Source organism: Mesorhizobium loti R88b, from assembly GCF_013170845.1.
GTDB classification, from domain to species: Bacteria; Pseudomonadota; Alphaproteobacteria; order Rhizobiales; family Rhizobiaceae; genus Mesorhizobium; species Mesorhizobium loti_B.
Genome location: NZ_CP033367.1, coordinates 2,459,554 through 2,472,343, shown reverse-complemented (window position 1 = coordinate 2,472,343; position 12,790 = coordinate 2,459,554). Strand labels below are relative to the sequence as shown.

The 12,790-nt window shown below is 63.5% G+C and carries 4 protein-coding genes; 2 read left to right on the top strand and 2 right to left on the bottom strand.

All coding sequences use genetic code 11. The features are described from left to right. Nucleotides 1-9: 9 nt before the first annotated feature. Complete coding sequence (locus tag EB235_RS11955; RefSeq protein WP_027030776.1) at nucleotides 10-8,484, bottom strand: MBG domain-containing protein; 8,475 nt, start codon at nucleotides 8,482-8,484, stop codon at nucleotides 10-12. A gap of 8 nt (nucleotides 8,485-8,492) precedes the next feature. Further along, nucleotides 8,493-10,190: a ShlB/FhaC/HecB family hemolysin secretion/activation protein gene (locus EB235_RS11950; RefSeq protein ID WP_245268819.1), complete on the bottom strand. Its 1,698-nt coding sequence runs from the start codon at nucleotides 10,188-10,190 to the stop codon at nucleotides 8,493-8,495. Nucleotides 10,191-10,642: 452 nt separating this feature from the next. On the opposite strand from EB235_RS11950, the gene EB235_RS11945 reads away from it, so the two are divergent. Both EB235_RS11945 and EB235_RS11940 read left to right on the top strand, forming a co-directional pair. Beyond that, a complete protein-coding gene (locus EB235_RS11945) occupies nucleotides 10,643-11,509 on the top strand; it encodes a hypothetical protein (protein ID WP_032925534.1) in 867 nt (288 codons plus the stop codon). A 137-nt stretch (nucleotides 11,510-11,646) separates the two neighbouring features. Then, nucleotides 11,647-12,513 carry a hypothetical protein gene (locus EB235_RS11940; RefSeq protein WP_032925535.1) on the top strand — a complete coding sequence of 289 codons (867 nt, stop codon included), beginning with the start codon at nucleotides 11,647-11,649 and terminating at the stop codon, nucleotides 12,511-12,513. The last annotated feature ends 277 nt before the right edge of the window (nucleotides 12,514-12,790 follow it).

Here is a 12,790-nt window from a genome sequence, read left to right as displayed (position 1 = left end):
CCTCCCCAGCTATTGGACCGATGCGACGGTGCACACGGAGGCGGTCTGCGCGATACCCTGGCAGAAGGCGAAGCCACCAAGCCGCGGATCCTCGACCAGCGCTTCAGTATCGCCATCCGCCTGCTGGCCGGTGAAGAAGACGGGAGCCGGCGCGCCGGCGCCATGGGCATGGGTATTGTGGGCGACGGTGCTGGCGGCGTCCGATGCTGGCACCGTATTGGGAGCCGAGACAACGAGATCGGCGCCGATATAGGTCAGCTCATAATTGGCCGAAGCAGTGAGGCTTCCCTGTTCGATCGCGTAGATGCCCGGGATGCTGGCAGGCGTAGCGTCGGTCGAGAGCGCGCCGGTTAGCGTATCGCTTCCGACCAGTCCCAGTCCGCCGATCGTGTAGGTGAACGCAGGATTGGGCGTGCCTTGCGGCCGGCTTTGCGCATCCGCCACGACCGTGATGGGGCGCTTGCCGATGGTGAAATCCGAACTGACATAGGTGATGTCGTAGTTCGCGTTTGCCGTGTTGGTCAGCGTGCCCTGGCCGATTGCGTAACTGCCGGCGTTCTCGCCAGCGGCCCTGTCCAGCGCGCCGACCAGTGCGACGCCATTGCCAAGATAGGAATAGCTGTAGCCATAGGACGACGGATCGGCGTCGCCGTAGACCTTGCCCTGGCCGGCATTCGCCGTGACTGTCACCGATCGCTTGGCGATGCTGAAGTGGGCTCCGGCATAGCTGATGTCGTAGTTTGAATTGGCCTCGTTGGTGATACTGCCCTGGCCGATCGCATAGTCGCCGACCGTCTCTCCGGCAGCGCGGTCGAGAGCGCCAACCAGCGCCACGCCGGTGCCGAGGCTGGTGAACGTATAGCTGTACGAGGACGGATCGATATCGCCATAGGTCTTGCCCTGGCCAGCATCGGCCGTCACCGTCACCGACCGCTTGCCGATGCTGAAGCCGGCATCGACATAGGTGATGTCGTAGTTCGAATTGGCGGCATCGGTGAGCGTGCCGCGTCCGATCGCATAATTGCCGACATTCTCGCCGGAGACGCGGTCGAGCGCACCAACCAAAGCCGTACCATTGCCGAGATCGGAATAGCTGTAGCCATAGGACGATGGATCGGCATCGCCATAAATCTTGCCCTGCCCGGCAGCCGCCGTCACCGTCACTGCCCGCTTGCCGATGCTGAAATCGTTGCTGACGAAGCTAATGTCGTAGTTCGAGTTGGCGCCATTGGTGAGCGTGCCCTGCCCGATGGCATAGCTGCCGACATTCTCGCCCGAAGTGCGATCGAGAGAGCCAACCAGCGCGACACCCGTGCCAAGGTCCGAATAGCTATAGAGGTAGGATGACGGATCGGCATTGCCGTAGGTCTTCCCTTGGCCAGCGGTCGCAGTGACCGTGATAGCCCGCTTGCCGACGCTGAAATCGTTGCTGACGAAGCTGATGTCGTAGTTCGAGTTGGCGCCATTGGTGAGCGTGCCCTGCCCGATGGCATAGCTGCCGACATCCTCGCCCGAAGCGCGGTCGAGCGCACCGACCAGCGCCACACCAGTGCCAAGGTCCGAATAGGTATAATCGTACGATGACGGATCGGCATTGCCGTAGGTCTTGCCCAGGCCGGCTGTCGCTGTGACCGTGACCGCCCGCTTGCCGATGCTGAAGCTGCCGCCGACATAAGTGATGTCGTAGTTCGAATTGGCGGCGTCGGTCAGTGTGCCTTGGCCGATCGCATAAGTGCCGACATCCTCGCCAACGTCGCGGTCGAGCGCGCCAACCAGCGCCGCGCCACTGCCGAGATCGGAGTAGGTATAGCTGTAGGATGCCGGGGCGCTATCGCCATAGGCCTTGCCCTGGCCGGCAGTCGCCGTGACGGTGACGGACCGCTTGCCGATGCTGAAATCGGCGCCGGTATAGCTGATGTCATAGTTGGAGTTGTTGGCGTCGGTCAGTGTGCCTTGCCCGATCGCATAGGTGCCAACATCCTCGCCCGCGTCACGGTCGAGCGCGCCAACCAGCGCAACGCCAGTGCCCAGGTCGGAGTGGGCGTAGCCATAGGACGACGGATTGGCATTGCCGTAGGTCTTGCCCTGGCCGGTATCGGCCGTGACGGTGATTGCCCGCTTGCCGATGCTGAAATTCGAACCGACATAGGTGATGTCGTAGTTCGCATTGTTGGCGTTGCTCAGCGAGCCCTGACCGATCGCATAGGTACCAACATCCTCGCCCGCGTCGCGGTCGAGTGAGCCGACAAGTGCCGCACCCGTGCCGAGATCCGAGTAGGTGTAACCGTAGGATGACGGATCGGCATTGCCGTAGGTCTTCCCCTGGCCAGCGGTGGCAGTGACCGTGACAGCCCGCTTGCCAATGCTGAAATCATTGCTGACGAAGCTGATATCGTAGTTCGAATTGCTTGCGTTGGTGAGCGAACCCTGGCCGATAGCGTAGCTGCCGACATCCTCGCCCGAAGCGCGGTCGAGGGAGCCAACCAGGGCCGCGCCCGTGCCAAGATCCGAATAGGTGTAGCCGTATGATGACGGATCGGCATTGCCGTAGGTCTTGCCCTGGCCGGCGGTCGCAGTGACCGTGATAGCCCGCTTGGCGATGGTGAAATCGTTGCTGACGAAGCTGATGTCGTAATTCGCATTGGCGGCGTTGGTCAGCGAACCCTGATTGATCGCGTATGTGCCGACGTCCTGGCCGGCGTCGCGGTCGAGCGAGCCGACCAGAGCCGTGCCGCTGCCGAGATCGGAGTAGGTGTAGCCATAGGACGATGGATCGGCATCGCCATAGGTCTTGCCCTGGCCGGAATTCGCCGAGACGGTGACCATCCGCTTGGCAACGGAAATCAGGCCGGCGCTGTTGAAGGCAACCGCGTAGCCGTTCAGTCCACCGACGTTGCCGGCGTCGATGGTGATTGTGTAGCTGCCGGCTCCGAGTGGCTGGGTGGCAAGTGTGGCGGGGGTTGAGAGCGTCGGCGCGCCGGTGAAGGCGGTGGTGGCGCTGTCGCCGAGATAGGCGTTGGCCACCCCAGCCTGATAGCCCGACACCGAATAGGTCAGCGTCGGGATGGAGTCACCATAGACCATCGACGCATTGGTAGACGTGAAGGTCAACGTCGGCTGGTAGGCGAAGACATAGCGATTGCCCGTCGCAGGTACCGCGCCGCCGGCAGCCGTATTCCAGATCGCGGTGTTGGCGCTGTCGAGGCCGCCGAACGTGTCGGCACCCGGGTTTGCCGAATAGATCAGCCAGCGGCCGGTTCCCGAAACCGAGACCGCGTCGCTGCCGCGATTGTTAACGAAGGCGCTGCCGGCCGAGAGCACGACATTGGCGTTGCTGCCGGCGGTGACCTTGGCGGCCGATGCGATCGTCAGTTTGCCAGGAGTCTTGACCGTGACCGCGCCGCTCGCCGTCACGCCGTAGATGCCGGCGACAGCTCCGATCGTCAGGTCGCCGTTGTAGGTGACGCTGACCGTTCCGGTCGAGGCGGCTAGCGTGCCGATGGCATTGCCGGAATTGGCAAGCGTGTAGCTGCCGCCGCCGCCGAGCAGGAGAAGGCTGTTGGCGCTGATGCTCGCTGTCTGGCTCACCGCGCCCGTCGAGGAAATCACCAGCGTGCCAGGCACATTCATGGCCTGGTCTGTCGTGAAGGCCGAGGCCGGATCGATCTCCACATTCGACAGCCCGCCGAGCAGGCTGAGCGCCGCTGCGTTGCTGCCGAGCGCCGTGGCGCGCGCCGCGTTGAGGGCGGACAGTGTGGACGCCGCGCCCTGTTGCTTGAGATAGCCGCCATAGATCGACAGCCCGCTCAGCGAACCGGTGGCGTTCTGCTGGAAAGTAGCGCCTGCCGATGGCCCGCTCGAGCTCACCAGAAGCTGGCTGCCGCCTGCGGCGATCGTGCCGTTCGGCAGCAGGAAATAATAATAGCCATTGGCGCCGGTCGAGCCAACCGCCGAGGCAGGCGTCATCGTGCCATTGACCAGGATGTTCGTGGCAACACCGGCAAGCGGGGTCGTGCCGCGATCGCTATAGGCAGTCCCGGTTACGACTTGCGGTGCGGTCGGATAGAGCCATTTGAAATAAGGCAGGCTGGTGTTGGCGACGAGACCCCAGGTCGAGGACGAGAAGCCGGTCTGCAGCGCTGCCATCAACTGCGCGGTGGTCTTGCCTGTGGCGCTGGCGCTCGTGCCCGTGGTAACGCCGGCACCGATGCCTGGGAGGCCGCCGCCGGCCGTATCTGTGTCCCAGTAAGACGTCTTGACCGTCGCCGGCTTGTTGTTGCCCGATGTGTCGGCCATGTTGTTGCCGACAAGCCCGCCGACATTGGTCGTGCCGCTGACGAAGCCGATTGCATAGGAGCTTTGGACGCGGCCAAAAAGGGAAACGCCGCCGGAAAAAACCGAGCCGTTGAGCCCGACAAGGCCGCCGACATTGCTGGTGCCGTAGACGGCGCCGGTCGCGTAGGTACCGGTCGTGCCGGCGATCGCACCGACGATGCTGAGATTGCGCCCGACAAGGCCACCGACCTGGTCAACGCCGCGCACCACACCGTTGGCGAATGAGGTATCGATATAACCGCCGGAATCATTGTTGCCGACCAGGCCGCCGACCGCGGTGACTCCGGTCACCGCCCCGGTTGCATAGGCTTGCGTAGCGCTGAAGATGGAGAGGCCGATCAGCCCGCCGACATTGTTGCGTCCGGTGACGGCACCGGTTGCATAGACGGTGTCGCTCGGACCGCTGCCAACCTGGCCGGAGGCCTGCCCGAACAGGCCGCCGACATTGTCGCCGGTCGCCGTGACAGTCCCGGTCGCATAGGAGGTGTTGTAGAAGCCGGCCAGGACATAGCCGAACAGGCCGCCGACATTATTGCGGCCGCTGACCGCCCCTGTCGCAGAAGCGGCAACATTGGTGCTGACGGCTTCCACCCAGCCGCTGCTGGAATTGTTATAGCCGGCGAGCCCGCCGACATAGTCACGGCCACTGACAGCGCCGCTTGCCGAGACATCGTTGATGTAGCCGGCTTCGATCGAGCCGGCGAGACCGCCGACATAGTCGCGCCCGCTCACTGCCGCCGAAGCGGAAACGTTCATGAGATAGAACGGATAGTACGTGCTGCCATCGCTAGCATAGCCATGATTGCCGCCGAGAAGCGCGCCGACATGGTCACGCCCGGTGATCGAGCCGCCGGTCAGCGTGACGTTCTGGAGCGTTGCGGCGTTGGCATAGCCGAACAGGCCGACATAGTCGGTCGTCGGCCGGTTGATGAACAGGTTGGAGATGGTAAGGCCCTTGCCATCGAACGTGCCGGTGAAGGCATGCTCATTGGTCGTGCCGAACGGCAGGTTGGAATTGGCCGGGAAACCAGTGCCGGCATCCAGCGCGCTGCCGATCGGCACGAAACCGGACGCGCCCCACACGCCCTGGCCGCCTGCCGTCGTGCTGGCGTCGATGTTGTTGCCGAGCGTGTATTTGCCGTTGAGGTTGAGCGCCATCAACTGCAACTGATGCGCATTGGTGATGGTGGTCGAGTACTCCGACAGCAGCATCGGCCGGGTGCCGCCGGCGGCACCCCCGGCATTGTTGAGCGTCGAGTCGGCGTCGACGATCACCCAGCCAGCGCCGCCACCCGTGGTGCCGAAGGTCCAGCCGGTGAAGCTCGACGCCTTGAGGAAGTCGCTGGTGTGCAGCCCCGTTCCGCCGGTGGCCGTGTTGGGGCCCCAGCCGGCGGCGGCTGTGGCGCCCGTGGTGTCGAGGTCGAAATAAGAGGAGGCAATGCTGCCTGAGTTGTAGCCGACGATCCCGCCAGGCGTCGCGCCAGTCAGCGTACCGGTGGCGTAGGAATTGGTGACCGTGGTCGTCGCGTCCAGGGAAGCACCGACGAGCCCGCCGATATAGCCCTGACTGGCGTTGACCGCGCCCGTCGCATAGGAGGTGCCGATGCTGGCCGTGCCTCTCGTGGAGCCGACGAGGCCGCCAGCCTGGGTGGAGCCGTCACCGTACACGGTACTTGAGGAATAGGATGTGGCGATCGAGGCGCTATCGAGATTACCGGCCAGGCCCCCTGCCTTTGACGCATTCCCCGCCGTTACGGTTCCCGTGGCGAAGGACCCGGTGATCGAGGCGCCAAAGGTGGCTTCGCCGACGAGGCCGCCGCCGCTGCTCTGCCCGCCTATGGATACCGAGCCGCTGGCCGAAGAACCGGCGATGCTGCCGGCGAAAAGAGCGCCGACAAGACCCCCGGTATTGTCGGTATACCCGGCCTGCACGGCGGCCGTCGAGATCGCGCCGCTGATCGTGCCGCTGCTGAAGCCAATGAGGCCACCGACGGAGCGATAATAGTCCGCGACCGTCCTCACGCTGCCCGAGACGGTAACGGCACTGACCGTTCCCTCATTGCTTCCGGCGAGACCGCCGATGGTAGCGCTGTTGGCTGAGCCGCTCGTTCCCAAGATCGCGACATTCGTCAATTTGAGATTACGCACAATGGCGCTGCCGGCGATGTCGCCGAACAGGCCGACGTTACTGTCGGGCGACGTTATGGCCAGGTTGGAGATGGTGTTGCCGAGACCGTCGAAAGTACCATTCAGCGTATCGACGACAGCCGAGGTGAAGACCGCCCCGGTCGCATCGATGCTGCGTCCGAGCGCGAAATTGGCGCCGCTGTTGTTCTTGATGTTGCGCAGATCGTTGAGCGTGTTGACCAGCATCGCCGCGTTGAGCGTGCCCCCGCCGGCGATGTTGCCGGAATAATTCTCGATCGGATTGGTGTAGCTCGTCGCGTTGGCCACGCTGCCGGCCGGATTGACCGTCGGGTTGTAATAGATCGAGACCACGCCTGACGTGCTTGCCTTGATGGCGCTGCTGGCGAAGCTCACCGTTCCCGTCCCGGTGCCGGAACTGTCGGCACGCAGGTTGATGGCACCGCCGCCAGAGGACGTCAGGCTCGCATTGACGGCGATGTTGCGATTGGCGCTGAGCGTCAGCGAATTGCCGCTCGACCATGTCACGGCATTGGCAACGGTGATGTCGCCGGTCTGGCTGCCCGCAGTGCCGGTCGTGACCGTGACATTGGCGTTGGCGAGCGCGCTCTGTAGTGTTGAAACGCGAAGGATCGAGTTGTTGCCGCTGGCGGTGTAGGTCCCTCCCGATCCGGACGCGGCAGGCGAGCCGCTGTTTGTCTGGATCGTCAGATTGTAGGGGTCGAGCAGCAGGTACCCCGTATCGCCGAACCGGGCGCTCAGATCGACATTGCCGTCGAAATCGAGGACGCCATGGCTCGACACTTCGGTGGACCCGCCATTGCCACCCTGCTCGCCGCCGCGCGCCGAGATCATGCCCTCGAAACCCGTTACCGCATCGGACCAGACAATGACGGTGCCACCATTGCCGTTACCTGTCGCATCGGCCTTGATTGTCGTCGCCGCGTCGATCTCGGTGGTGTCGGCGTGCTGCAGCGTGCCGGAGCCCTGATAGTCGCCGCCGATCTTGATCGTGCCGCCGCCGTCCTTGCCGGAGGCATCGACCTTGGCGGCCTTGAGCTTCAGCTTGCGGCCGGTGACCGTGATCTTGCCGCCCTTGCCGACACTCTTCGCTGAGGCGTCGAGCGTGCCTGTAATCTCGACGGATCCCTGATCACCACCAAGCACGATGGCGCCCGATTGACCCGACACCGTGCGGGCCTCGATGACACCAGACATGTTGACCGCCTGGCGCGCCGCATTGCGGACCGCTGCCGCCTTGAGTTCGACAGTCCCGCCATCGGCGCTGATCAAACCGGAATTGCTGACCAGCGCGCTGCTGCCATCAGCCTTGGTCGGTACGGAGACCTGGAGAAAGCCGTCGCCGGAGAGATCGAGCGTTGCCTTCTCGCCCGAGCCCAGCCCGACCTTGCCGAGCGGCACACTGATCGAACCGGCATTGTCGACGCTGCCGCCGATCAGCGCGGCATAACCGCCACGGCCGATGCTGATCGCGCCCCGGTTGGAGACAGCAGCAGAAGCGCCCTTGCCTTCGAAAGACAGCTTGCCGGCCTTGAAATCCTCATCGCTGATGCCGAGCGTGGAGCCGACAAAGCCGGCGGCGCTGACCTTGCCGGTCTTGGAGATGGCGATGCCGTTGGGATTGACGAGAAAGACCTGACCGTTGGCGTTGAGCTGCCCAGCGATGGTCGAGCTGGTGCCGCCGGTGACACGGTTGAGCATGGTCGAGGTCGATGTCGGCTGGTCGATGTTGACGGTCCCACCCGCGCCGATCGAAAAACCCTGCCAGTTGACGATGGCCGAACTGGTCGACTGCTTGATGCTCAGTTGCGAAGACGACGGATTGGAGATGGTGACGCCGCCGGACGCGACACTGCCGCCGGTCGGCAGTTCCTGCGCCCGCGCCGATGTGAAGCCGACAAGCGCCGTCGACGCCAGCAGCAGCGCCATCAGCGGTGCACTGGTGCGGTTGAGATTGCGCGGTGAGAGAGGCTGGCGTTGCATGCTCACACCTAGAACTGGATGGCGCCGGACAGCGAAAAGCGGTCGCTGATCGGGACATGATCGTCGCGATGCTGGCGGCCCCATTCCAGCGTCAGGCTGGCATTGGTTGCGTCACCCGCAAGGGCGGTGCCGACTTTCAGGCCAAGCCCGTATGATGCTCCGACGATGTCGGCCGTCTCGAGCGCGGTCGGCATTTCGAGATGGACCTGGCCGACGGCACCGAACACATAGGGCGACAGCGAAACGATGCCGCCCGCGAACGGCACGTACCAAGGCGAGGACACCTCGCCGCGCACCACATAGCCGGAATCACCTTGTAGCGCGCCAGCGTCGAAGCTCGACAGGCCGTTGGCGCCGACCAGGCCGATCTGCTCCGACTGCAGCAGCGGCTTGCCGAACGAGGTCTGTGCGCGGGCATAGAGATCGAGACCGAGATGGGTGGCCAGCGGCTGGCTGTAACTGGCCTGGACCTCCAGCTTCTGGAAGTCGGCGTCCGCTCCCTGGCGTGACAGCGGCAGCAGCGGCGTGGCGTCGGCGGCGGAGCGCGCACCGAGCCCGTCAATGCCGAACGAGGCCACGACATTGCCGGCGAAGACCCCGCCGAGCGGCGTGAACCAGGTGGCGTCCGTGCCGAACCTGATGATCCTGAGCCGATCCTCGGCGATCGGCAGCGAGATTGGCGTCACCGCATTGAGAAAATCGTTCTGCGCGTCGAAAGAGAGTTCGCTGCTGATGGTCAGTTCGCGGCTGCGGATCCAGGGATAGCGAAGCCTGGCCGAATAACGCTCGAATTCACTGCCAAAACCGAGCGTGCCGGGCTCTGCGGTCGGGTTGGCCCGCGTGCGGGTGGCCTCCAGATTGAGCGTCAGCCCGTCATAGCCGATCGGCAGGACGATGCCGGCGGCATAGTTGCGGTTGCGTGGACCGTCGGTGAAAACGCCATTTTCGCCACCATTGGGATAGCCCCCAGCGCGCACATAAATGAGTTCGCCCAGGCCGAGCAGTGAGTTGAAGTCGACGCCGACGCCTGTCGACCAGCGCTGCAGCGACGGCGACAGCGAGTTGTCCACGGTCACCTGGCCGCCCAGCGGGCGATACTTGCCGTCGATGACCAGCACGCTGGCGCCCTTCACCGTCCCGGCCTGCAAGGTCGAACGCAGCCTGGCGCCTGGTGTGTCGCCAGCCAAAAGCAGTTTGCGCTCGATCGCCGACAGCTTGATGCTTTTTTGCCCGACAAGCGGCGAAAGCGTTGCCTCGACCCGTCCGCGTATGCGCTCGGGCAGGTTGCTGGTGTCGATCCGTTCCAGATAACCATCGATGACGACGAGCCTGAGCCGTGCACCGTCATTGAGCTTCTGCGCCGGCAGCACGACCCGAACCAGCGCGTAGCCGGCGCGGCCATATGCGGTCTCCAGCGCTCGCGCGGCGGCAAAGATCTCCGCCGCCGTAACCGTGCGATGGGCAAGGCCAGCGACGATCTTGCGCGTCGCCTCGGCCATCTCGGGCAGGCCACCTTCGACACTGACATCCCCGAGCTTGACCTTGAGCTTTTCGGCGCCCGCCGGCGCCTCGAGGCCCGAACCTTCGGGGATGGAGACGCCTGCTGTGTTGGCTTGCGACGGCGGCCGGAAGCTTGGCGGCGTGATCTGGCTGGCGGTCTGGGCGAACGCACTCGCCTGAACCGACAGGTATGCCGAGGCAGCCAACAAGGCCAGCCATGTTCGACGCGCTGACGACCCCCCGAAAACAGGCGGACCGTCGGCACTCTTGCCAATCGCGATCTTCTTTCGATAGTTCACTCAATCACTCGCATTTCGAAGTAGAACACGGCAAAGCTTCGCCGCCGCGCGATGTCTCATCGCTCGTCAAAACCACGGTTGGGTCTGCACTCTTGTCCGAAAGGCGTGCCCCCGCCGGTCGGATGAGGCGGAAACTATGCCTGGCCCTTATGAACGTCAATTCAACGGGCGGCGGTTCGGCTGACTATTATTGGGAGGGGTTTTCCAAGCCATAGCAATCAGTTAGCAAGTTGCGCCGCCAACCTGTCGCACTTTGACCGGTCCTGTCCTCGGCATTTGGTACCTCTGGACACAGGTGTTGAAGGCTGAAAAATGGGAACGAGACCACGACGTTGGAGTTGACTCGAAAGAGCAGGAGGATGGCGCTGAATTTGGAAGATATTGCCGGCCATCCGGCGTTGCATCGCTTCGTTCAGGAGCAGTCGCTGGCGTTGATCCGGATCTATGAGGAAAGCCCGCGTCTGGCTTCCATTTTTGCCACGCAGCAGCGCTGGCTGATGGCTCACGTCGGCCTTGCCATGCACTTCAGGCGCGACCCGAACGACCGCCGCAAGGAATTGACCGTATCGCGTTTCATCGAGGTCGTGCACAAGAACGCGGTCGCCAGCCGCAACACTGCGGATGCCTTCATCAAGGAGATGCTGCACTACAACATCGCCGAGTATGTCGCGGGCGGCGATGGTCGCACGCATCCCCTGCAGCCAACGGCGGCCACCATTGAGAGATTCACCGGCTGGGTGGTTGCCCATCTGCGCACGCTCGACCATATCGATGGCGGCGACCGGCTGGCCAGATACCTGGACCGGCCCGACATGCTGGCCACGCTGCAGCCCCTGGTGGCTGACGGCTTGCTTGCCTCAAAGCCGGTGCGCGAACCCAACCAGACCTTTTCGCTTTTCATCTGGCTCAACAATGGCGGCATCGTCATGGACTGGCTGATGTCGGGCATCGATCCCGACCATGCCGGCCTGGAGCGGATTCCGACCAGCGTGGTTTCGATCGGCGACTTCGCCAAATGGCTCAAGCTGTCACGGACCCACCTCGGCCGCAAACTGCGCACCGCCGAAGAACTCGGCAGCATCGGCTGGCTTGGCCAGCGCGGCCATTCGGTGATGTGGGTGTCGCACAGGTTCTATGAGGAATACATGACCGTCCAGGCCGCCAAGCTGACCGTCGTCGACAGCGCCTTCGAAGCCTGTTTTCCGCCTTCGCCAGCCGGCGGCTGAGGAACGCCGCTTTCGTAATTTGCGCCGACTGTACACATTCAACCACTATTCGCAGCCAGCGTCTGGACACAGGCGCGGAAGGCTGAAAATGTGATCTCGCGTCTTCGCGGCAAGGGGGCTTATCGCAGCGGGGGAGAATGGCGCTGACGTGGGAGGAAATTGCCGGTCATCCGGCACTGCATCGCTGTGTTCGCGTCCAGGCGCAGGCGATGAACCAGACCTATGAGACGAACCCGCGGCTTTCCTCGGTGTTCGCCACGCAGCAACGCTGGCTGATGGCGCATATCGGTCTCGCTTTGTATTTCAGGCGCGAGCCCGACGACTATCGCAAGGAATTGACGGCGGCACGTTTCATCGACGTCATACGCCAGAATGATGTGGCCAGCCGCAACACCGCCGACGCCTTCATCAAGGAAATGCTGCACTACGGTTTCATCGAATATGGGCCTGCGACACAGGACGGCCGCATCCGCCCTCTGCAGCCGTCTGGGGTCTCGCTGGAGCCGGTTACCCGCTGGCTGATGGCGCATCTGCATACGCTGGACAGTCTCGACGGTGCGAACCGCCTCGCTCTGTTCCTGGCACGCCCGGACGCGCTGGCCATGGTGCAGCCGGGGATTGCCGATGGCTTGCTCTCGTCCAATCCGGTGCGTGAGCCCAAGCAGACGTTTTCCCTGTTCACCTGGCTCAACAATGGCGGCGTCGTCATGGACTGGCTGATAGCGGGCGTCGATCCGGATCATGCTGGCCTCGAGCGAATCCCGACAGGTATCCTGTCGATCGGTGATTTCGCCAAATGGCTCAAACTGTCTCGAACCCATCTGGCGCGCAAGCTGCGCGATGCCGAAGACCTCGGCAGCATCGGCTGGCTCGGCCAACGAGGCAATTCGGTGATGTGGGTGTCACGCGATTTCTACGGGGAATACATGACCGCCCAGGCCGTGAAACTGGCCATCATCGATGCCGCCTTCACTGAAGCCTTTGGTTCGACGGCAGGCCGTTGAGCGGTACTGCATCTCCCATGCGGGGGATGCGCGAATCCGCGATGGCCGCTAGCACTCCCATTGCCGCCATGCGCGGCGTTTTGATTGGAGAGGAACCTGGATGAAAAAACGCTACGAAAAGCCGACCCTGGACAAGCGCGAAAGACTGTCCAGCATCACCGCGTTCTGCACGCCGTCGACCTGCGTGAATTGATCGTCGAAGCGCCGGCGACTGCCTATGGGCCAGCCGCTGGAATGACCCCGCACAAGGAGAGGACCAGCATGAAAAGACGGTACG